A 22,193-nucleotide genomic window follows, 5' to 3' on the forward strand; every position below is an offset into this window, starting at 1 on the left:
CGAGGATCCATGCTCTGGACGATCTGACCGATGTCACGGCGTCTACACTCGGCACGGTGGATGCCGTCTCCGAGCTGCTGGCGGGCGTGTGGGCTCGCGGTGCGGTGTTCCGGCCGGCGGTCCTGCGACCGCCCTGGGCGTTGCGGATGTCCACCGGTGCCCCGCTGATGCTGGCCATGATGCTGCGCGGCCACGCCTGGGTGGTCGCCGACGGGCGGGATCCGGTGCGCATCGCCGAGGGCGACATCGCCGTCGTGCGCGGCGACGTGTCGTATGCCGTGGCCGACGCCCCATCGTCGGCGCTGCCGTCGGGTCCGATGTGGACGGTCACGGCGGCCGACTACTGCCCCGGCGGCACCGGGCCCACGCGTTCCTGCGGCAGGCGCGACGACGACGGCCCCGACGACGGCCCCGTGCTGCTCAGCGGGGCGTTCGCACGCCGGGGTGGGCTCAGCGGCCACTTGCGGCACGCCCTGCCCTCCCTGCTGGTCGTCCCCGCCGCGGGCAGCGCGGTCCCGTCGACGCAAGCGATGGTCGAGGAGGTGACCCGCAACCGGCCGGGGCAGCTGCTGGTGCTGGAACGGTTGCTGGACCTGATCCTGGTGTCGGCGCTACGTGGGTGGTTCGACGGCGCCCCGGGCTGGAGCCGCGCCTTGGACGACCCGTGGGCGGGCAGCGCCCTGCGGCTGATGCACGACAGTCCGGCGCACCCGTGGACGGTGGCCGAGCTCGCCGCGAAGACCGGGGTGTCGCGGGCGGCGTTCGCCCGCCGCTTCACGGCGCTGGTCGGCAAGCCGCCGATGACCTACCTGACGGGCTGGCGGATCGCCCTCGCCGTTGAGCTGCTGCGCGACACCGACCTGACCGTCGACGCGATCGCCCGGCGGGTCGGCTACTCCGGGGCATTCGCGTTGAGCGTGGCGTTCAAACGGGTACGCGGCTCGCGGCCCAGCGACCACCGCCGACCGGCCCTGCGATCAGGACGCTGAACAACACGCCTGCGAGCTGTGCAATCTGTCCAGTTGTGCGCCAACTGTAGGGCCTGGGTCGCCCATTCAGGTGAAAGCAGGATCGCATGGACTGAGCTTCACCGTTGCCCAATAAAGTACGCAACCGCACAGAAGCGCCAATTCACGGAACATGAAGCGCAAATCCGATCGGGCGGGGGCGCAATGCGGGCACGGGGGATGGCACCGCTCCGCGACGGTGTTGGTCACAGCCGTGCGCGACGCCGGGCTGCCACGCGGCTGCTGGGCAGGATTGGGGGTGCCTTAGGCATCCTCCTGCCGGTCGTATTCGCGGGCTTGATCGCCACCCCTACCGAAGTCGAGGCCGCGCTCCCGCAGGAGTGCAGCCCCACGACCATCTTCAACCTCGCCGGCCTCCCCGCAGGAGGCTCGTCCGGCAACGCCGGCAACATCTACGCGCTCGACGTCAACACCGGTCAAAACACGATGATCGGCAGATTCGGCAGTGGAAACAGCACCGCCCTCAACGGCCTCGCCGTGACGGACGACCTGAGCGCCGCCTACGCCGTGACCCAGACCAACGGCACCACGATCTGGACCCACACGCAGGCCGGCGTCAACAGCTCCGTCTCCGCCCCGTCCACGGGCATGACCATGGTCATGGGCGCGGTCGACCCGGTCACCGGCATCTACTACTACGCGGGATACACGGGATCCGGCGCGGGTCTGACACTCGCGATCTTCGGGTACGACCCCGCCACCAACACCCCGCTGGGCCGGTTGGCGAACGTCTCCATGGCGGGCACCGGGTTCTCCACGGGAGACATAGCCTTCGACGGTAGCGGCAACCTCTTCGTCGTCGCCGGCACATACAACACCGTCGGCACCAACACGTCACAGATCCGGCGCGTCGACGGGCCGCTACCGACCTCGGGTCCGGCGGTGACACTCCCCCCGACGACGCTCGCGACGAACACCGCGCCCGTGGGATCGGGGTTCTACAACGGAATCGCGTTCGCGGCCGACGGAACACTCTTCGCGCAGTACGCGACCACCGGCACCGCCACCCTGGTCGACATCAACCCCAACACCGGCGCCGTCACCACGACGACCGCCCAGGGCGGGGTCGCGAGCGGCATCATTCTCACGGACCTCGCCGGATGCAGCCTTCCCGGCACCCTGACCGTGCAAAAGGATCTCCCCGCCGGCCGCGCGGGCGCCGACGACCAGTTCACGATTACGATCACCGGGGGCGGTATCACCGAAGGCAACAGCAACACCACCACCGGCACTGCGGCCGGAATCCAGGACGAAAGGGTGGGCCCCCTGCCGGGGATCCCCTCGACCGAGTACACCATCAGCGAGTCGCTCGCGCAGGGGACCACCACCAGCATCGACGCCTACACCACCTCCTGGTCGTGCGAAGACACCAATCCCGGTGGCGGGGTTGTCCATTGTGCTCGTTCGGCCGACGCCCGCGCTGGCGCAGGTTGAGATCGACCAGCCGACCAGTTGCGCGGAGTCCAGCCCGTTCATCTACAACCTGCACAGCCTGGACCCAGGTCGGCGGCGCGGCGCAGACCTACGTCATCACCGAGACCGGCGCCGGCGCCGACCTGGCCGACTACCAGGCGACGTTCTCCTGCCTCGATCAACTCTTCGACCCGCCGCAGCCGCTCACCGTCGTCCGACAAGGACCGGGGCAATGGAGCGTGACGCCCGGTCCGGGCGCCGCGAGCAACGGCGGGGCCCGCGGCATCGTGTGCACGTTCGCCAACGTCGACGTCGCCAGCCCGCGGCTCACCCTCTCAAGAACGTCACCGGCGACGCCCCGCTCGCGCCCGCGACGGCGTGGACGCTGCACGCCGGCGGCCCGACCCCACTGTCCGGGACGAGTGGATCCAACCCGGTGACGAACGTGCTGGTCACCGCCGGCACCTACACCCTGTCCGAGACCAACGGCCCACCAGGCTACGACGGCCAGGGCTGGACCTGCACCGACGCCGACGGCAACCCTGTTGCGGTATCGCAGGACAACACCGTCACGATCGGCGCGAAAGTCACCTGCACCCTCACCAACAGGCGCCAAGGTCTGCCCGTGACAGGGCCGTCCCACTGGTGGCTGCCATGGCTGGCCGGCCTCGGCGCCCTCCTGGTGATCGCTGGCCTAGCAGTCCGCTTCGCCGTGAACGGCCGCGCCCGGCTCGTGTGGCGGCTACCCGGACAGTCCTAGGGCCTGGTCATCGGGTCCGTGCCGGACCCGACCGCGACGGCGTCCAGCAGCCCTACCCGCCCGGCCGGGTCCGCCGACGTGGCCGGGCGCGGATGTGGTGGCATACAGCCATGACGACCATCCGGTCCATCGGCTTGTTCGTGCTCGCCGCGCTCGCGGAGATCGGCGGTGCCTGGCTGGTCTGGCAAGGCGTCCGGGAGCACCGGGGGCTGCTGTGGATCGGCGCGGGCGTCGCCGCTCTGGGCCTCTACGGCTTCGCGGCCACGTTGCAGCCGGACGCGCATTTCGGCCGGATTCTGGCCGCCTACGGCGGCATCTTCGTGGCCGGCTCCCTGGCCTGGGGCATCGTGGTGGACAAGTTCCGACCCGACCGGTACGACGTTGCCGGCGCGGCGATCTGCCTGGTCGGTGTCGCGGTCATCATGTACGCCCCGCGCGGCTGAAGGCGCCCGGCACCGCCACCGGCGGGCGCTGTCGGCGCGCCGCACCGCCGGCGACCCGGCCGGCCAGGCGCGCACGCTGCACTGGCTCGGCGCGGCCTACCAAGGACTGCGCTGCTGCTGTTCACCTGGAACGACCTGATCGTCGCGCTCACCCTCGGCCGCGCCACCCAACCCCTGACCGTCGCCATCTTCGCCCAGCTCCGGCAGTACGGCGCGAACATCGACATCATCGCCCCGGCGGCGTTCATCTCACTTGCCATCCCGCTCGCCGTGTTCCTCGCCCTTGCAGCGCGCTTTCACCCGCGGCCTGCTCGCCGGCTCCACCAAGGGCTGACTGTCCAGGTTCCATCCAGGTTTTCGCCAGCCCGGCCGGCCACGCTCTCCTGCGATGGCCGGACCCGCCGGCCGTGGACCTGGAGGTGGACGGATGCGAGTACGTCGTGGTGTCGTGGTGTCGAGCGTTGTGGCGGCGGTGGGCGCGACTCTGGTCGCGGCCACGGGGGTGGTCATGCCGGCGGCCGGGGAGTTCAACTCGGGCGTCGTGGTCGCGCAGGACTGCCCGCCGGAGAAGTGCGGGAAGGTCGCGCCGCTGCAGAACCGGGAACGGTGGTAGCACCTTGCCACGATGGCTGTCCCGTCGCGTGCTCGCGTCCGCGTCGACGCTGGCGTTCGCCGTCGCGGGTTTCTGCGCCGTGGTCGTGGCGGGTGCGACGCCGGCCGCGGCGGCCGAGTCCAGACAGGTCGTCACCGCCGAGATCCCGCGGGAGGAGCAGGCCAAGGTGATCGTCCGGCTGCCGGTGACGCGGCTGACGGCCGGCCAGCCGCGGTTCTTCTACGGCCGGTACGCGGCCACGAGCCGGTACGGGCTGATGATGGCCGCGCAGCTGGTGTGCACTGTGAACGGCCGCGGCTACACCTCGGTGACCTCCACGATGAACCATCGCGGGGCGGAGCTCGACCCGTTCGCGCGGGTGATCAGCGTGCGGTGGCTGTTCGTGCCGCCGGTGACCGGCGACTACAACTGCCGGTTGATCGGATACGCCAAGACCGACGACACCGAGGTACCACCGGACGCGAAGCTGGTGGTCGTGCCCGGGGCCAACACGCTGTTCGGCATGCACGACGACGTGAAGGCGGGCGCGCTGGAATGGCGGGATCCGGACAGCTACCTGCCCCCGGTCGAAGTCGCCAACCCGGTCGCGTACGTCTTCGACGACAGCACTTGGACGGCGGACCCCGGCGCGCGCCGGCTGGACGTCCGCGCCGACGTCGAGGTAACCGCGGTGTCGACCGGCGGCGACCGCCCGTTCGCGCCGCTGCTGACACTGACCGCGCAACAACTCGGCGGCGACGGCTGCGGCACCGCGACGGCCACCGTCGACCCCGGGGAGATCGTCACCCATCACTACAAGGTGCAACTCACCACCAGGGCAACGATATCCACAGCGACTGGCTGCACCCGAGCGTTCGACGTGAAGGTGAAGGTCCAGTACCGGCCGTGGCCGCAGCCGGGGCACACCCGCCACGGTGGCCGCGTCGAGGGCGGCCGCTACAGCAACCTCATCCTGAGGAACGCCTGACGTCCGGCACCGCCGCGCGGTTCCTGGCACCGGCAGTGGCCGGTGGTCGGCTACGTCCCGCCGTCCGCCTCCCATCGACCGTCGCGAACACTTTTCGCCGTACCGGCGAATAAGGGTTGGTAGTCCGGACGGCGAGGGAGGCGGACTTGGTTGTGATGGCGCGCTTCGAGGCGCGGGGCACGGAGACGGATGCCGAGCTGATCGGACGGGCGGCCAACTCGCCGGAATGCTTCGCCGCCGTCTTCGACCGGCATTACCAGCACATCTACGTGTACGCGGCACGCCGGCTCGGGCCGGACCTCGCGGAGGACCTGGCGTCCGAGACGTTCCTGATCGCGTTCGACCGGCGGGCCGGCTACGACCCGGCGCACGCGGACGCCCGGCCGTGGCTGTACGGCATCGCGTCGAACCTGATCGCGCGGCACGGCCGGGCCGAGTCCCGCCGGTACAAGGCGCTCGCCCGAGCCGCGGAGAACGGACCGGTCGCCGCCCACGACGACCTCGTCGCCGGACGAGTCGACGCATCCGCGGTCCGGGGCGCACTGGCCCGGGCGCTTTCCGGCCTTCCCCGCCCAGTGCGCGACGTGTTGCTGCTGGTCGGCTGGGCTGGGCTGAGCCCGCAGGAGGCCGCGGAGGCGCTGGACATCCCGGCGGGTACCGCGCGGTCCCGGTTGCACCGGGGGCGGCGGGAGATGCGGCGGGCGTTGGGGATGGACTCGGAGGTGGACGAATGATGGACGAGTTGCGCATGCTGCGTGAGGTGTTCGGACCGGACGAGGCGGCGCCGCCCGCCGCCTGGGAGCGGTCGCGGACCGCCCTGCTGGACCGGATCCGCGCGGCCGAGGCGCCGGCGGCGCCGCGCGGCCACCGGCGTACGCGCCGCTGGCCGGTGTTGGCGGGCCTGATCGCCGCGGCCGCCGCGGTCGGCGTGGTCGGCATGGTCGCGGTGGAGAACCTGGGCACGCCGGTCGCACGGGACGGCAACGTGCTGGACCAGCGTCACGCGGGCGGCGCGCTGCCGTTCGCGCGCCCGGCCAGCGCCGCCGAGGTGCTGGAGAACGCGGCCTGGACGGTGAGCCGCAAGCCGTGGGTGGCACCCCGACCGGACCAGTTCATGTACAAGGAGGCCAGGGTCCTGGTCAACGACAAGGCGCTGACGGAGCAGGCGCCGAACGGTCCGCTCGTCCCAGGCCGGACCAGCGTCGTCCGCACGCAGGAATGGACCCGGATCGACGCGCGCGTGTGGGCGAACATGGACGAAGGCAAGCTCGTCGTCCGACACCAGGAGCGGGGCATGGTCTGGGGCGAGATCCCGTACGACGACCTGGCCCGGCTCACCACACCGGAGGCGGTGCTCGCCTGGCAGCGGGCACCCAAGCCGTACGGCGTCGAGCTAGACGCCCTGCTGAGCCGATACGTGCTACCGCCAGCGGTCGAGGCGGCCGTCTTCCGCGCCATCGCACGCCAAGAGGGCGTCCGGCTCAACCCCGACGCCGTAAACATCGACGGCCGGCCCGCGGTCGGGCTCGGCGTCACCGTCGACGGGTACCGCAGCCAGGAACTGCTGTTCGACAAGCAGACGTACGCGCTGATCGGCGAGCGCTCCGTCGCCATCGCCGACCACACCAAAGTAGCCCTCGACGGCACCTCGCACATCCGCAAGGGCGACCTGTTCCGCCAAGCCGTCTACACCGCGTCGATCATCGTCGACAAGGTGGGCGACACCAGGTAACGGAGGCCGATGGGAGCGTCGCGAGTCACGCCCGCCGCTTCGGCGTCAAGGACGCCAGCCTGTACGCCCACATCAAGAACGCACAGGACCTACGCGTCAGGCTCGCCGCCTTGGCCGGCCGCGCGGGCAAGGACGCCCTCGTAGCCTTCGCCAACACCTACCTCCGCAACTGGCCAACTGACACCTGATGCCCCAGCCTGGCCTGAGGACGGCACCGTCCCCGACGTCCGCGCGACGATGTGAATCCACCCCCGGATGTCCACAGTGGATCAGAGGGGCGTCATCACCAGGACGGGGCAAGGCTGGATGCCGCAGCCGGCCGACCAACTCCCTCAAATTCGCAGGGCGACCGAGTCGACCGGCCGCGGCACTCGATCGCGTCCGGGGATAGCGGGGCGAGCTGTGCCCGCCGAGCGGTCAGCTAACCGGTGCGGCGGCGTCACAGCTGGCGCAGTCCCACGGCCAGTCGTCTCCCGGGTCGTCGGGGTCCTCGGGGGCCTGCACGACGATCACGGCGGCGGCGAGGCGGGAATCGGATGCCTCGCCATGTCCCGCGGCCTGCGCGGAGGTGCCGACGGTAAGCGACAGGAGCACGCCGGTCACAAGTACCGGGAGGAGCAGTCGGAGCCTGGCTCGCATGAGGTGATCCTCTCTTGAAGGGGCGATTCGCGGGCGTCGAAGGTTGCCGTGCTGGCGCCCATTTCCAGGGCTGCCAGCCGGCTCGGCGTTCGTAGGGATCGAGACGTCATCGACCGGGCATTCACCGGCCACCATGTCGCGTCAGCCCGGGGCACCCATGCGGCAGCCGGACCCCGACGTGACTGGACTTGACTTCAGTTAACCTCGTGATGACTACGGTATGCGAGACCGTCACGTCGAGGCAAGACCTTGTCACGAACTTTTCCCGGCACCGAGGCGCTGGTCGGCCGACTCATATCGCTCCCCGCCAGGTAGTTGACTGAAGTCGAGAGAACGTTACAGTAGTAACTTGACTCAAGTTGATGAGGTGAGGGCCAGCGTGGATCGGCGAGCCGAGCTCGGGCGGCGGCTGCGGACGCTGCGGGAGTCGAAGGGTCTCACGCAGCGCGAGCTGGCCGGCGACTTCGTCACGCCGAGCTACGTCTCACGGCTCGAGGCGGGACGGCGCCAGCCCACCCCGGACGTGCTCCGCAACCTGGCCGCCGCCCTCGACGTGAACGTGAGTGACCTGCTCGGCGAACCGCCGACCGACGCCGGCGCCGCGTACCCGGACACCTCCCTTCTCGAAGAGGTGCTGAGCCCGCACCCGGAGGACGCCGAGGACTACGCGGCCGCCTCGGCGGCCCTCGCGGTCACCTGGCGAGCGGCCCGGGCCGCCGGCGACTTCCACCTCGCCGCGGCGACCGGGATGCGCCGGCAGCGCGTCCTCGCCGCGCTGGACGAGGGAGCGGCCCGGATCGAGCTGCTGGACGAGCTGGCCGCCTTGCCGCAGATCGGCCGGCATCCGTGGCTGTACACCATGGTCGAGGCGGACCGGGCGGCCGAGCTGCTCGCCCGCGGCGATCTCGGCCGCGCGCGCGAGCTGGCCACCGCCGCCGCGGAGCGGGTCGGCGACACGGTGCTGGCGCGCACCGCCACTCATGTCGAGGTGCTCGCCGTCCTCATCGCCATCCTCGTCGAACAGCTGGAGACCGAACCGGCGCGAACCGCGATCGACACGTCGCTGCGCGTCGCCCGGTCCACCGGCCGCTCCGCGGTGCTCGGCCGGGCCCACGAGGCCGCCGCGCTGGCGCTGGCCCGGATGGGTTTCCCGGAGCAGGCCCGCGACCACCTGGACCGCGTCCACCACACGCCGGTGCCGCCCACACTCCCCCTGCGCGAGTGGATACGGCTGTGCCGGACCTCCACCTCGGTCCTGCTCGACACCGGTGGGGATCTCGCCGACGTCGGCAACTGGCTGCAGAACGCCGAGACCGCCGCACGCTTACTCGGTCTGCCGGTGGAGTGGCGCCGGGTGCTCCTGCTGCGGGCCCGGTACGAACTGGCGGCCGGGCTCAGCGCGCGCTGCCTGCGCACCACCGACCTCATCCTGAGCGACCCCGGCGGACTGGCGCATCTGGACACGGTGCGCACGCGCGTCACCCGGGCCCGGGCGCTCGCCCTGGCCGGACAGCGCGCCGAGGCCGTCCGGGACCTGCGCGAACTCGCGCTCATCGCCGAGGACCTGCACTCCTACCGGATGGCGGTGCAGATCTGGCGGGACATCGACCAGTTACGCGCGCCGGACGAGCCGGCCCGCCGACCGGAGGGAGAACCCCGATGACCGTACGCACGATCAGCCACGTGGAGCTGATGACCGAGGACGCGGACGCCGCGCTCGGCTACTTCGTCACGGCCTTCGGGTTTACCCCGGTCGCCCGGGCCGAGTGGCCGGACCGGACCTCGACCCTGCTGCGCGGCGGGGTGAACATCGTGGTCACGACGCCGCGCGGCGCCGGTCCGGTGCGCGACTACCTGGACGGGCACGGTGACGGCATCGCCGACGTCGCGTTCACCTGTGACGACCCCGCCGGCACGATGCGGCGCGCGGTCACCGCCGGAGCGCGGGCCTTCCCGGCCGGGACGCTGGGCGCGCCGGCGGCCGAGGGCTTCGGCGCGGTCCGCCACACCCTGCTGCCCACCTTCGCCACCGATCCCGGCTGGCTGCCGGGGCGCGGATGGCATCCGCTCGGCCCGGTCCCGCCGGTCGGCGCCGACCTGGGCCTGGACCACGCCGCGGTGTGCCTGGCCGCCGGCACCCTGCGCGACACCGTCGAGCACTACGAGCGCGCGTTCGGGTTCGAGTGGTTCTCCGCCGAGTACATCGAGGTCGGCGAGCAGGCGATGGACTCGATCGTGGTCCGTACCGGCGACGGCGCGACGTTCACCATGATCGAACCTGACGCCACCCACGAGCCCGGCCAGATCGACGACTTCCTGCGCGGCAACAACGGCCCGGGTGTGCAGCACCTCGCCTTCACGGTGTCGGACATCGTGGCGGCGGTGCGCGAGCTGTCGTCCCGCGGGGTGGGCTTCGCGCGGACGCCGGGTTCCTACTACGACACCCTGCGGGCCCGCGTCGGGCACCTCGACGAGCAGCTCGGCGACCTGCGCGAGACCAGCGTGCTGGCCGACCGCGACGAGTGGGGGTACCTGCTGCAGATCTTCACCCGCCCGCCGCACTCGCGGCCGACGCTGTTCTACGAGCTGATCCAGCGGCACGAGGCACGCGGCTTCGGCTCGAACAACATCCGGGCGCTGTACGAGGCGGTCGAGCGGCTGCGCGCCGAGTCGCTCACCGGATCGGGCCGGGCCTGACATGGCGTACCTGGGACTGGCCGACCTGGCCGCCCGGGCACGGCCGCTGTTCGCGCCGTCGGCCTGGGACTTCGTCGCCGGCGGATCGGGTGACGAGCGCACCCTGGCGGCGAACCGGACGGCGTTCGAGGCGATCCGGCTGCGCCCCCGGATGCTGCGCGGGATCGCCGCCGCCGATCCCGCGGTCCAGGTGTTCGGCCGGCGCTGGTCCGCGCCGGTGGGGGTCGCGCCGATGGCGTACCACGGCCTGGCCCATCCGGGCGCGGAGCCGGCGACGGTGGCCGGGGCCGGGGCGGCCGGGCTGCCGGTGATCGCCGCGATGCTCTCCGGTCACCCGCTCGAGGACCTGGCCGCCGCGGCCCTGAGTCCACTGTGGCTCCAGCTCTATCCGTTGCGGGACCGGGCGGTCACCGCCGACCTGCTGGCGCGCGCGGAAACGGCCGGCGTCGAGGCGATCGTGCTCACCGTGGACGCGCCGCGGCTGGGCGACCGCCGCCGGGACAAGCGGTCTGGCTTCCGGCTGCCACCCGGCCTGGCCCCGGCCAACCTGGCGCCGTACCGGGCGATGGCCGACCCGTCCGGCCCGGCGGCGCACACCGCGGCGGCCTTCGAGCCGGCGATCGGCCCGGAGTACGTGGCCTGGCTGGCGTCGCGCACCCGGCTACCGGTCGTGGTGAAGGGCGTGCTGCGCGGCGACGACGCGACCCGGGCGGTGGAGTCCGGCGCGGCCGGTGTCCTGGTGTCCAACCACGGCGGGCGGCAACTGGACGGGGCGGTCGCGGCGGTGGACGCCGTCGCCGAGGTCGCGGCGGCGGTGGACGTACCCGTCTTCGTCGACGGCGGCGTCCGCGGCGGCGCCGACGTCCTGGCCGCGCTGGCCCGGGGCGCGACCGCGACCTTCGTCGGCCGGCCGGTCCTGCACGCACTCGCCGTGGGCGGCGCGTCCGGGGTGGAGCAGGCACTGGCCGGGCTCACCGCGGAGTACGCCGACGCCCTGCTGCTCGCGGGGTGCCGGCACAGCGACGATGTCGACGAGTCCCTGCTCGCCGACGGTTCCGGCGCCGCCCGCCACCGCGGCGGCCCGGGCGACCTGGACGCCGGCCTCCTGCACGGCAGCGTCACCGACCCGCTGCTCGACACGATGACCTTCCTCAACGAGGTGACCGAACGGTTTCCGGACGCGGTCTCGTTCGCGCCCGGGCGGCCGTACGACGCCGAGTTCTCCCTGGACGACGTGCTGGCCGACGTCCGCGCGTACGTCGACCACCGGGCCGCCGGCGGCGACCCGGCCGCGGCGGAGCGGAGCCTGCTGCAGTACGGCCCGACCGCCGGCCTCGTCGGCGACCTGATCGCCCGGCTGCTGGCGTCGTCCGAGGACGTCCACGTGCCGCCCGAGTCCATCGTGGTCACCGTCGGCGCGCAGGAGGCGCTGCTGCTCGCGCTGCGGACGCTGTGTGCCTCGCGGGACGACGTGCTGGTGGTGCCGGGTTCCTGCTACGTCGGCGTCTGCGGGGCGGCGCGGCTGCTCGACCTGACCGTCCGGCCGGTTCGCGAGACCGCGGACGGGATCGACCTCGGCGAGCTCGACCGCGTGGTCCACGCCGAGCGGGTGGCCGGACGCCGGGTGCGGGCCTGCTACGTCGTTCCGGACGCGGCCAACCCGTCGGGCGCCACGCTGAGCCGGGCGGACCGGGTCGCCCTGCTGTCCGCGGCCCGGCGGCACGACTTCCTGATCCTCGAAGACAGCCCGTACCGGGTGTTCGCCGGGGCGGACCCGATGCCGTCGCTGAAGTCGCTGGACACCGGCCGGCGCGTGGTGCAGATCGGCTCGTTCGCCAAGACCGCCTATCCCGGGCTGCGGGTCGGTTATCTGGTCGCCGACCAGACCGTGCGCCACCCGGACGGGCGCCGCACGACGCTCGCCGGCGAGATCGCCAAGGTCCGCGGCATGGTCACCTGCAACGCCCCCGGCCTGACCCAGGCGGCGCTCGGCGGGTTCCTGCTGAGGCACGACTTCCGCCTCGACAAGGCGACCGCGACCGCCGCCGCGCACTACCGGCGGACGCTGGACGAGGTGCTCCGGACACTGGACGAGTGCTTCCCGGCCGGCGAGCGCGAGCGGCTCGGCGTCGCCTGGAACGTCCCCGCCGGCGGCTTCTTCCTGCGGCTGCGGGTGCCGTTCCGGGCGGACGAGGCGGCCCTGCGGCGCAGCGCCACGGAGTACGGGGTGATCTGGACCCCGATGGCGTTCTTCGCCCTGGACGGCGGCGGCCGCGACGAGATCCGCCTGTCGTGCTCCGCGCTGGACCCGGCCCGGGCCCGCGACGGGATCCAGCGGCTCGCCCGGATGATCCGGGACCAGCACCAGAGCTGACGCGTCCGCCGCCGCCCCGGTTCACGGAACGGCGGCAGGCCACGGCGTCAGGACTTGACCAGACCCGCCGCGCGCTCCGGGTCGGTCTCGCCGACGCCGTACGACGGGCACAGCGCGGCGAGCGGGCAGGCGCCGCAGGCAGGCTTGCGGGAGTGGCAGATCCGCCGGCCGTGCGCGGTCGCCCGGTCGGCCAGCGGTGCCCAGTCCCGGCGCGGGAACAGCGGGGCGACCTCCGCCTCCACGTCGACCGGATCCCAGGCGTCGGTCCATCCCCAACGCGCGCAGAGCCGGCCCACGTGGGTGTCCACTGTGAACGCTGGCCGCCCGTACGCGTTGGCCAGCACCATGTTCGCCGTCTTGCGGCCGACCCACGGGATGGCCACCAAGGCGTCCACGGTCCGGGGCACCCGGCCCCGGTGCGCGGACGCCAGCCGCCGGGCGACCTTCTGGACCGCCTCGGTCTTGAGCCGGTAGTAGCCGACCGGACGCAGCATCTCCTCCAGGACGGCCGGGTCGGCTTCGGCCAGCGCGGCCGCGTCCGGGTACGCCGCGAACAGTTCCGGTGTCACCGAGTTGACCCGTTCGTCGGTGGTCTGCGCGGCCAGCACCCCGGCCACCAGCAGCTGGAACGGGTCGTTCCAGCGCAGCCGCAGGCGGGCGTCGGCGTGCCGCTCGGCGAGGATCCGGTGGATCTGCCGGGCCCGCCGGACCAGCCCCAGGCGGGTCTCCCGCGGCCGGGCGGTGAAGTGCTTCGACGGCCCGCCCTCACGTTTCGGCCGGACCAGGACGGCGCTGCTCATGCCGGCACCTTCGCCGCACTCAGCCGGGCGGCTGTCTCGGCCTGCCAGGCCGACAGGGAACGGCGCAGCGCGGCCGGATCCGGGCCGTGCCGCAGCACGCCGGTGGTGACCGTCAGCATGGCCCGTCCCGGCCCGAGCGACCCGCATGCCCCGACGACCTCGTCCGGATCGCGGCCGGCCCGCCCGAGCCCGGGCACCTCGGCCACCGCGTCGCGCAGCCGTCCCAGCAGGTCGGCGGACTCGGGGGCGCGGGCGCCGACCACCGCCGCGGCCGGGCCGGCGTCGCCGTAGCCGTCGTTGGCCGCGGCCACCGCGTCGGCCAGTTGCTGGGCGACGGTCCGCCCGTCCGGCAGCACCGCGGTCTGCGCCTCGGTCGCGCCGTGGTTGGAGGTCCGGACCAGGACGAACACCGCCGTGCCGGTGCGGTGCGCGTGGCTCAGCAGCGGCGCCAGCGTGCCGAACCCCATGAACGCGGCAGCGCTCATCGCGTCCGCCCGCAGCACGCTGTCCGGGCCCAGAAAGGTCGCGGCCAGGTCCGCCATGGTGTCGTCGGCGTCACCGCGCTTGGCGTCGGCCAGGACGAGCATGCCGCGGTCGTGGGCGGCGTCGGCGAACTCGCGCAGCAGCTCCAGACCGGCGGGGCCGAGCCGCTCGAAGAACGGGGTCTGCACCTTCACGGCGCCGATCCGGTCGCCCGCCGCGTCGAGCACGATCCGGCAGTAGGCGCGGGCGCCGGTCAGGTCCGGGGACAGCGCCCAGGCCAGCAGCCACTTCTGCGACGGGGCCACACCGAGGCAGAGGGGGCCGCGGTCGGCGGCGAGGCGGGCCCAGCGATGGGCGAACGGCGTTGTCACGGGCGGGATCCTTCCGTAGCGGGTACGAACAGCGGGACCAGTTCGGCCAGGCCGGTCACCACCGGCGGGCCCGGTTCGGCGCCGGTGGCCGCGCGGTCCAGCCAGTAGCCGGTCAACCCGGCGGCGGTGGCCGCGCGGGCGTCGTGGTCGAGGTGGTCGCCGACGTACGCGGCCTCGGCGGGCGCTACGCCCAGCGCCGCGCAGCCGGCCCGGAAGATGCCCGGATCGGGCTTGCCGACGCCGCCCGCGTCGTCCACGCACACCATCGCCTGGAGCCGGCCGCGCAGGCCGACGAGGCGCAGCCGGCGGTCCTGGTTGGCGTGGCCGCTGTTGCTGACCGCGCCGACCCGGATACCGCCGGCGCGCAAGGCGTCGAGCGCCGGTCCGGCATCCGGGAACGCGCGCAACGCCCGCTCGCAGTGGCGCAGGTACCCGGCGAACCAGGCGTCGGCCGCGTCCGGCCCGGCGGCGAGCGGCAGACCGAGGTCGGCGCAGACCGCGCGGGCACGGCGCCGGCGCTGCTCCGGGAACGTCAGGTCACCGCCGGTGAACCGGGCGAAGAAGTGCGCGCCCCAGAACCGCCACCGTTCCCGCGCCGCCGCGGTCTCCGCCGGGCCGAGACCGGGCCGCAGGTCGGCGAGATGGCGGCCGAAGCCCTCCGCGTCCGCGCCGCGGAAGTCCAGGAGCGTGTCGTCCACGTCGAACAGGACCGCGCGCATCTACGGCTCCCGGCCCGCCGCCACGGCCCGGATCAGCCGGGCGGTGAGCTCGGCACCCGGGCCGGACACGACGTCGTAGTGGTCGGTGCCGGCGCGGGACACGTGCAGGGATCCGGACAGCGCGCGCCACCGGTCCAGGTCGGGCCGGTGGTCGCCGGCCACGACCAGGTGCACGGGACCGGGGTGGGGACGCGGCCGGAAGGCGCGCAGGGCGCGGTCGTTGCCGGCGAAGGTAGCCCACCGCTCGGCGAGCACGTCCGCGGTCAGCCCGGTGTCCGGCAGGTGGCGCAGCACCTCGGCCAGCGCCTCGTCGACCGGCCGCGCGCCCGCGTCCGGGGGCAGGACCGGCGGTTCGGCGCCGAGCAGGCGGGCGAGGTCGTACACGAAGGACTGCAGGGTCGAGTACGGGCCGTCGAGTGCGACCAGCTCGTCCGGCAGGCCGGAGTCGATCGCGACCACCGGCAGGGTGGTCCCGGTGCGCTCGCGCATCCGGCGGGCCAGCTCCAGCGCCACCACGCCCCCCATCGACCAGCCGGCGAGCACGCCCGGCGCGTCCGGGCCGAAGGCGATCAGCTCGGCGAGGTACCGGTCGGCCATCGCGCCGACGTCCGGCACCGGGCCAGGCGCGCTGGCCAGGGCGTGCACCGGATGCCCGGTGAGGCGCGCGGCGAGTTCGCGGTAGCCGAAGACCGATCCGCCGACCGGGTGCACCAGCACGATCGGCGCGCCCAGGCCCTCCCGCCGCAGCGTCACCAGGCTGGTGCGGCTCGTGGAGCGGTCCGAAGTGGACCGGAGCCGGGCGGCCAGCGCGGCGACGGTGGGGGTCTCGAACAGCGTGGCGGGCGGCAGGTCGTAGCCGATCTCGCGGGCCCCGGTGGCCACCCGGATCGCCAGCAGCGAGTTGCCGCCGAGGTCGAAGAAGTCGTCGTGCACGCCCACGGTCTCCCGGCCGAGCGCGGCCGCCCAGATCCGGGCCAGCGTCTCCTCGACGGCGTCGCGCGGCGGCCGGCCCGCCCCGACCGGTGGTTCGGGCGCGGCGGCGGCCCGGCGGCGCAGGGCGGCCCGGTCGACCTTGCCGTTCGGGGTGATCGGGAACGCCGGCACCGGGATCAGCCGGTCCGGGACCATCGGCGCGGGCAGGCGGCCGCGGCAGTGCGCGCGCACGTCGTCCGGGTCGGCGTCGCCGAGCAGGAAGCCGGCCAGCTGGTGGGTGCCGCCGCGCGGAACGGCGACGACCGCCGCACCGGTCACGCCGGGGCAGCCGGCCAGGACCGCCTCGACCTCGCCCGGCTCGACCCGGTACCCGCGGATCTTGATCTGGTCGTCGGCGCGGCCGACGAACTCCACCGCGCCGTCGTCGTGCTGCCGGCCGAGGTCGCCGGTGCGGTACAGCCGTGCGCCGGCCGGACCGTACGGGTCCGGGACGAACCGGTCCGCGGTCAGGCCGGGCCGGCCGTGGTAGCCGCGGGCCAACTGCACGCCGCCGAGGTACAGCTCGGCCACCGCGCCGGGCGGGACCGGGCGCATCCGGGCGTCCAGCACGTACATGGTCGTGTTGGCGATCGGCCGTCCGATGTGGACGGTCGTGGCGTCCGCCGGGATCGGGTGGTACGTCACCGCGATCGCCGCCTCGGACGGCCCGTACGAGTTGAGCAGCGGCACGCCGAGCCGGCTGTGGCAGCGCCGCACGAGTTCCCGCGGCAGCGCCTCGGCACCGACCACCACGGTCCGCACCGCCGCGCAGCCGCTGAGGTCAGGCTGGTCGAGCAGTGCGCGCAGCATCGACGGCACGACGTCCACCACGGTCACCCGGTGCGTGGCGATGGTGTCCAGGAGCCCGCCCGGATCGGCGCCGTCCAGGGCCGGGACGACGGTGGCGCCGCTGGTCAGCGCGAGGAAGACCTCCTCCAGCGCGATGTCGAACCCGCCGGCCGCCTGGTGCAGGACCCGGTCGCCGGGACCCAACCGGATCAGGCCAGCCGCGGTGCGGAGCACGTTGCTGAGGCCGGCGTGGGTGTTGACGACGGCCTTGGGGACGCCGGTCGAGCCGGAGGTCGAGACGAGGTACGCCGCCGACCGCGGGTGCAGCGCCACCTCCAGTGGGGTGTCCGGGACGTCCGGGCCGGTCTCGGTGTCCGCGGCCGTGGCGAGCGTGAGCACGGCACCAGCGTCGGCGATCTGCCCGGCCCGGCGCTGCGCCGGAGCGTTCGGGTCGAGGACGAGCACCGCGGCGCCGGACTTGAGCACGGCCAGCAGGGCCACGATGCGTTCCGGCCCGCGAGGCAGGGCGACCCCGACACAGGTGCCCGGTCCGGCGCCGCGGGAAGCGAGCGCGCGGGCCAGGCGGTTGGCCCGGCGGTCCAGATCGCCGTAGGTCAGGGCGCCGCCGGTCCAGCGCACGGCGACCCCGTCCGGGTCGGCGGCGGCCCGCGCCTCGACCAGGGCGTGCGCCCGGAACTCCGGCTCGTGGCCGGCCGCCGTGTCGTTCCAGGCGTACAGGACCCGCTCGCGCTCGGCCGGGTCGAGCAGGTCGGCGTCCGCCACCGGACGGTCCGGGTCGGCCAGGGCGGCGAGGGCACGCCGGTACGCCGCCGCGAACCGGGCCACCGCGTCCCGCCCGAACCGGGTGCCGTCCCAGCTCCAGATCGCGGTGCAGGTGCCGCCCTCGTCGACGACGTTGAGGGCCAGATCGAACGGCTCGTGCGCGACATCGACGTCCACAGTGGACGCGGGATGGCCGGCGAACGTCTCCCGGGCCGGCTCGGTGCGAAACGTGCTGAACGAGGCGTGGAACGGCAGCCGGCCGGCCGGACGCCCGTCGCGCAGCGCGTCGGTCAGGCGGTCGAACGGGAGCTCCTGGTGGCCGAGCGCGGTCAACGACTCGCGCCGGGCGGCGAGCACCAGGTCGCGCAGGGTGGCGCCGGGGTCGACGCGGAGCCGGACGATCACGTTGTTGCTGAAGAACCCGATCAGCCCGGCCGCGGCGGGGTCGGTGCGGCCCGCCGTCGGCATCCCGACCAGCAGGTCGTCGCCGCCGCTGAACCGGTGCAGGACCAGGGTGTACGCGGCGAGCAGTGGGGCGAGCAGGGTGCTGCGGGTCGCGGCGGCGAGCGCCCGGGCGGGCTCGACCAGCGCGGCGGGCAGGGGGCCGTCGACGAGGACGTCGCCCGAGCCGCGACCGTTCTCGCGTGGCCGCCCGGTGGGCAGGTCCAGGCGGGCGGGGGCGTCGCGCAGCGCGTCGGCCCGGTCGCCGGCCACGGCGCGCAGCCGCTCCGGCGGCCACGCCCGGCGCTCGGCCACGGCGATGTCGCGGTACTGCCGGGCGGGCGGCGGCGGGTCGTAGGGACGTCCGGCCGCGAGCGCGGCGTAGCAGTCGCCGAGCTCGGTCCGGGCGATCTCGAACGACCAGGCGTCCGCGGCGATGTGGTGGGTGGCGAAGGAGAGCACGGTACGGTCGCCAGGCAGCCGGATCAGCCGGCCCCGGGTCATCGGGCCGGTGCGGAGGTCGTACCCGCGGCTGTGGTCGTCGCGCAGCACTTCCCGGACGCGCGCCTCGGCCTCGGCCTCCGGGACGCCGCGCAGGTCGTCCACGCGCAGCGGCGGGTCCTCGTCGGTGACGATCTGCCAGACGGTTCCGTCGCGCTCGACGAAGCGGGTGCGCAGCACCTCGTGCCGGGCGCGCAGCCGGCGCATCGCCTCGGCCACGAGCTCGGGGTCGAGCGGCGCCTCGACCCGGAGCGCGATCCCGGTGGCGTACAGGACCGACTCGGGATAAAGCCGGTCGTGCACCCACAGGCGTTCCTGGGCGAACGACAGCGGGGCCCGCGCCGGGGTGGGTGCGTCCGGATCGGGGCGCGGGGCGGCGGCGGGGGAACCGCCGCCCCGCAGCCGTCGGGCGAGCAACGCCTGCTGTGCCGGCGTGAGCCGGGCTGGGCCGCCGGCGACCGTCATGACAGCCTCCGCAGCTGCTCGCCTGCCTCGTCGTCGCCGAGCGCCAGGATCTGGGCCACCAGCAGCTCCTGGACCAGGGCGGCCTGCTCGGTGACGGTCTGCCGCTCGAACAGGCCGTTGAAGGCCACCTCGACGCCGAACTCGGCCCCCAGCGCGAACGCGAGCCGGGCCAGGGTCAGCGAGTGGCCGCCCAGGTCGAAGAAGTTCGCCGTGGCCGGCACCGTATCCAGGCCGAGCAGTTCGCCCCAGATCCGGGCGACGACCTCCTCGGAGGGGCCTTGCGGCCGGTCCGCCGGGTCGCCGGTCACCGGGCCGGGTTCGGGCAGGGCGGCCCGGTCGACCTTGCCGGTCGGGGTGAGCGGGAAGGCGCCGAGCGTCACGAACAGCGACGGGACCATGTAGTCGGGCAGCCGTTCGCGCAGCATCGCGCGGAGCGCGGCGGGGGCGGGCACGTCGCCGGTCAGGTGGCCGACCAGGCGGGCGTCGCCGCTGGCGTCCCGGCCCGCGGTGACCACCGCACCGGTGACGCCCGGGCACGCGGTCAGGGCCGCCTCCACCTCCGCGGCCTCGATCCGAAAGCCGCGGACCTTGATCTGGTGGTCGTCGCGGCCGAGGAAGCGCAGGTGCCCGTCCGGTCCGACCCGTACGACGTCGCCGGTGCGGTACATCCGGCTGCCCGCCGGGCCGTACGGGTCGGGCACGAACTGGGCCGCGGTCCGGGCCGGCAGCCGCGGATAGCCGTGCGCGAGCGCGGGGCCGCCGATCACCAGCTCGCCCGGCGCGCCGGGCGGCACCGGCCGCAGCCGGGCGTCCAGCACGTACATGGTGTGGCTGGTCAGCGGCCAGCCGATCGGGGTGTTCGCGGCGTCCCCGCCGAGCCGGTGCAACGACGCGAAGATGGTCGCCTCGGTCGGGCCGTACGAGTTGTACGCCTCGGCGACGTGCTCGCTCAGCCAGGCCGCGACGGTGGCCGGCATCGCCTCGCCGCCGCACAGCACCTGGATGCCCGGGTCGGGCCGCCAGTCGAGCTGCGCCAGCAGGCGCCACAGCGACGGCGTGGCGTGCACGGTGGTGGGGCGCCACGCGTCGACCAGGGCGGCCAGCGCGCCGGGCTCGGTCGCCCGCACGGCGTCGGCGACGTAGACGTGACCGCCCGCGGTGAGCGGCAGCAGCAGTTCGAGCTGGGCGACGTCGAACGCGACGGTGCTGACCGCCACGAACCGCGTGTGCCGCCCGAACCGCAGCTGCGCGCGGAGCGCGCGGAACACCCGGGACAGGGCGGCGTGCGGGACCGCGACGCCCTTGGGCCGACCGGTCGACCCGGACGTGTAGATCAGGTACGCGGGGCGCTCGGGAGGGAGCGGCACCGGACTCGGGACGGCGTCCGGGCGTTCCGCGTCCACCTCGACCACCGGGATCCCGTCCGCCAGCCCGGCCGGCGCCCCGTCGGTGACCAGCGCCCGGGCACCGCAGTCGGCCAGCACGTAGCGCAGCCGGTCGGCCGGATGGGCGGGGTCGAGCGGCACCCACGTGCCGCCGGCGCGGGCCACGGCGAGCAGCACCGCGGGCAGCTCGGCCCGCCGGCCGACCAGCACGCCGACCCGGTCGCCGGACCGCACGCCGAGGCTCTGCAGGTGGGCGGCGAGGCGGTCGGCGTACCCGGTCAGCCACGCGTAGTCGCGCTCACCGTCCGCATCGGACACCGCCGGGCCGGGTCCGGCCGACCACACCGCCGTACACAAATCGGTGCCGGTGTCCTCGTCGCGCACGCCGGCCCGGCCGCGGCGCAGCAGGTCGTCGTGCTCGGCCGGGGTCAGCACGGGCAGGTCGGCGACCGGGCCGGCGGGAGCGGCCACCGCGGCGGCGACCAGGCCGGCGAAGCGCCCGGCCAGCGCGGCCACCGTGGCGGCGTCGAAGAGCTCGTCGTCGTAGGCCCACACCGCGGCGATCCCTCCGTCGGCCGTACCGGTCAGGTCGAGGGCGAGGTCGTACTGCGCCACGCCGCCGGGCAGGTCGTACGGGGTGACGGCGGCCGGGCCCAGCGAGCCCAGGGCGGGCTCGGCGGGCCGGTACGAGAAGGTGGTCTGGAACAGCGGCGTCACGCCGGTACCGCGGGCCGGTGCGACCGCTTCGACGAGGCGCTCGAACGGCACCTCGGCCTCGATGGCGGCGAGCACCCGGCGGTGCTCGGCGGCGATCAGGTCGGACACGGTCCCGGCGGCGCCGATGTCGCCGCGCACCACCAGCATGTTGAGGAAGCACCCGATCAGCCGGTCGATCTCGGGCCGGCCGCGCCCGGCGGCCGGGATGCCGATCACCACGTCGCCGGTCCCGGCGTGCCGGCCGAGCAGCACCCGGTACAGGGCGAGCAGGAGGGTGAACGGGGTGACCTTCGCGGCGCGGGCGGCGGCGTGCACCCGCGCGGCCAGGTCGGGCGGCAGTGCCGTGCGGTGGAAGGCGCCCAGACCGGTGCGGGTGGCCGGGCGGGGGCGGTCGTGCGGCATTTCCAGGCTCTCCGGGGCACCCTCCAGCGCCTGCCGGGCCGTCTCGACCCGCGCCGCCAGGCGGTCGCCGCGCGCCTGGGCATGCTGCCACAGGGCGTAGTCGGCGTACTGGACCGGCAGGTCGGGCAGGTCGGCCGGGCGGTTCTCCAGCCCGGCCGCGTACGCCTCGCGGACCTCGTCGAAGAGCAGACCGACGGACCACGAGTCGGAGGCGATGTGGTGGATGGTGAGCACCAGCACGGCCTCGTGCGGGCCGCGTGGGATGAGGCGCACCCGCAGGGGCAGGTCGGTCTCCAGGTCGTAGCGGTACTCGGCGGCCGATGCCGGGTCCAGGTCCGGGTCCACCGCGAAGTCCACGGTGGCCCTGGCCGCGACGATCTGCACGGGCCCGCCGGCGCCCGGCCGGTACCGCGTCCGCAGCACCTCGTGCCGGTCGACGACGGACTGGAAGGCGGCCCGGAGCCGGTCCGCGTCGACCGGGCCGCTCAGCCGCAGGGCCAACGGGACGCAGAACTGCTCCGGCCGGGCGGCCATCCGATCGGCCAGCCAGAGACGCTGTTGCGCGAAGGACAACGGCGCCACGGCCGCCGGGTCGCGGCGCGGTACCGGGCGGGTCTGCCGGGAGAGCAGGCGTTCGGCGAGGAGCCGGCGCCGGTCGTTGCTCAGCGTCGGTGCGGACATGGCGTCTCCCTGCGGTCG

General features: G+C 74.3%; 16 protein-coding genes and 2 pseudogenes. 12 read left to right on the forward strand and 6 right to left on the reverse strand.

The window, feature by feature from the left end:
* The first annotated feature begins 56 nt into the window (after positions 1 to 56).
* The 8 genes from RB614_RS11515 (at position 57) to RB614_RS11550 (ending at position 6,956) form a co-directional block, all read left to right on the forward strand.
* Positions 57 to 989, forward strand: coding sequence for an AraC family transcriptional regulator (locus RB614_RS11515; RefSeq protein WP_308712424.1), 933 nt, complete (start codon positions 57 to 59; stop codon positions 987 to 989).
* 198 nt (positions 990 to 1,187) lie between these two features.
* Positions 1,188 to 2,462: a hypothetical protein gene (locus RB614_RS11520; RefSeq protein WP_308712425.1), complete on the forward strand. Its 1,275-nt coding sequence runs from the start codon at positions 1,188 to 1,190 to the stop codon at positions 2,460 to 2,462.
* Between the two features lie 211 nt (positions 2,463 to 2,673).
* Positions 2,674 to 3,201 (forward strand): prealbumin-like fold domain-containing protein, encoded by a 528-nt coding sequence (locus RB614_RS11525; protein ID WP_308712426.1) that lies wholly within the window; start codon positions 2,674 to 2,676, stop codon positions 3,199 to 3,201.
* A 110-nt stretch (positions 3,202 to 3,311) separates the two neighbouring features.
* A complete protein-coding gene (locus tag RB614_RS11530) occupies positions 3,312 to 3,644 on the forward strand; it encodes a YnfA family protein (RefSeq protein WP_308712427.1) in 333 nt (110 codons plus the stop codon).
* 427 nt (positions 3,645 to 4,071) lie between these two features.
* Complete coding sequence (locus RB614_RS11535) at positions 4,072 to 4,257, forward strand: hypothetical protein (protein WP_308712428.1); 186 nt, start codon at positions 4,072 to 4,074, stop codon at positions 4,255 to 4,257.
* A 4-nt stretch (positions 4,258 to 4,261) separates the two neighbouring features.
* Positions 4,262 to 5,224, forward strand: a complete 963-nt coding sequence (locus RB614_RS11540; protein ID WP_308712429.1) for a hypothetical protein — start codon at positions 4,262 to 4,264, stop codon at positions 5,222 to 5,224.
* A gap of 155 nt (positions 5,225 to 5,379) precedes the next feature.
* Positions 5,380 to 5,958 carry an RNA polymerase sigma factor gene (locus tag RB614_RS11545; protein ID WP_308712580.1) on the forward strand — a complete coding sequence of 193 codons (579 nt, stop codon included), beginning with the start codon at positions 5,380 to 5,382 and terminating at the stop codon, positions 5,956 to 5,958.
* Positions 5,955 to 6,956 carry a CU044_5270 family protein gene (locus tag RB614_RS11550; protein WP_308712430.1) on the forward strand — a complete coding sequence of 334 codons (1,002 nt, stop codon included), beginning with the start codon at positions 5,955 to 5,957 and terminating at the stop codon, positions 6,954 to 6,956. Before RB614_RS11545 ends, RB614_RS11550 begins: the two co-directional genes overlap by 4 nt.
* A gap of 417 nt (positions 6,957 to 7,373) precedes the next feature.
* On the opposite strand, the gene RB614_RS11555 is transcribed toward RB614_RS11550, so the two are convergent.
* Positions 7,374 to 7,595: a hypothetical protein gene (locus RB614_RS11555; RefSeq protein ID WP_308712431.1), complete on the reverse strand. Its 222-nt coding sequence runs from the start codon at positions 7,593 to 7,595 to the stop codon at positions 7,374 to 7,376.
* 379 nt (positions 7,596 to 7,974) lie between these two features.
* Here RB614_RS11555 and RB614_RS11560 point away from each other — a divergent pair, with 379 nt between their 5' ends.
* The 4 genes and pseudogenes from RB614_RS11560 to RB614_RS44290 form a co-directional block, all read left to right on the forward strand.
* Positions 7,975 to 9,258: a helix-turn-helix domain-containing protein gene (locus tag RB614_RS11560; protein WP_308712432.1), complete on the forward strand. Its 1,284-nt coding sequence runs from the start codon at positions 7,975 to 7,977 to the stop codon at positions 9,256 to 9,258.
* Positions 9,255 to 10,292, forward strand: coding sequence for a 4-hydroxyphenylpyruvate dioxygenase (hppD, locus tag RB614_RS11565; RefSeq protein WP_308712433.1), 1,038 nt, complete (start codon positions 9,255 to 9,257; stop codon positions 10,290 to 10,292). Before RB614_RS11560 ends, hppD begins: the two co-directional genes overlap by 4 nt.
* A 1-nt stretch (position 10,293) precedes the next feature.
* A pseudogene (locus tag RB614_RS44285) lies at positions 10,294 to 11,313 on the forward strand (alpha-hydroxy acid oxidase); the annotation flags it as partial.
* A 273-nt stretch (positions 11,314 to 11,586) separates the two neighbouring features.
* A pseudogene (locus tag RB614_RS44290) lies at positions 11,587 to 12,666 on the forward strand (aminotransferase-like domain-containing protein); the annotation flags it as partial.
* A 47-nt stretch (positions 12,667 to 12,713) separates the two neighbouring features.
* Here the strand turns inward: RB614_RS44290 and RB614_RS11575 are convergent.
* The 5 genes from RB614_RS11575 to RB614_RS11595 are packed head-to-tail and all read right to left on the reverse strand — an operon-like array spanning position 12,714 to position 22,175.
* The gene (locus tag RB614_RS11575; protein WP_308712435.1) at positions 12,714 to 13,466 is read right to left on the reverse strand and encodes an endonuclease III domain-containing protein; all 753 of its coding nucleotides are present in this window, start codon (positions 13,464 to 13,466) and stop codon (positions 12,714 to 12,716) included.
* A complete protein-coding gene (gene pyrF, locus RB614_RS11580) occupies positions 13,463 to 14,320 on the reverse strand; it encodes an orotidine-5'-phosphate decarboxylase (RefSeq protein ID WP_308712436.1) in 858 nt (285 codons plus the stop codon). Before pyrF ends, RB614_RS11575 begins: the two co-directional genes overlap by 4 nt.
* The gene (locus RB614_RS11585) at positions 14,317 to 15,039 is read right to left on the reverse strand and encodes an HAD family hydrolase (RefSeq protein WP_308712437.1); all 723 of its coding nucleotides are present in this window, start codon (positions 15,037 to 15,039) and stop codon (positions 14,317 to 14,319) included. Before RB614_RS11585 ends, pyrF begins: the two co-directional genes overlap by 4 nt.
* Positions 15,040 to 18,990 carry a non-ribosomal peptide synthetase gene (locus tag RB614_RS11590; RefSeq protein WP_308712438.1) on the reverse strand — a complete coding sequence of 1,317 codons (3,951 nt, stop codon included), beginning with the start codon at positions 18,988 to 18,990 and terminating at the stop codon, positions 15,040 to 15,042.
* On the reverse strand, positions 18,987 to 22,175 hold the full coding sequence (locus tag RB614_RS11595) for an amino acid adenylation domain-containing protein (protein WP_308712439.1): 3,189 nt from the start codon (positions 22,173 to 22,175) through the stop codon (positions 18,987 to 18,989). Before RB614_RS11595 ends, RB614_RS11590 begins: the two co-directional genes overlap by 4 nt.
* Between the last annotated feature and the right edge of the window lie 18 nt (positions 22,176 to 22,193).

Source organism: Phytohabitans maris (genome assembly GCF_031085175.1).
Classification (GTDB): domain Bacteria; phylum Actinomycetota; class Actinomycetes; order Mycobacteriales; family Micromonosporaceae; genus Phytohabitans; species Phytohabitans maris.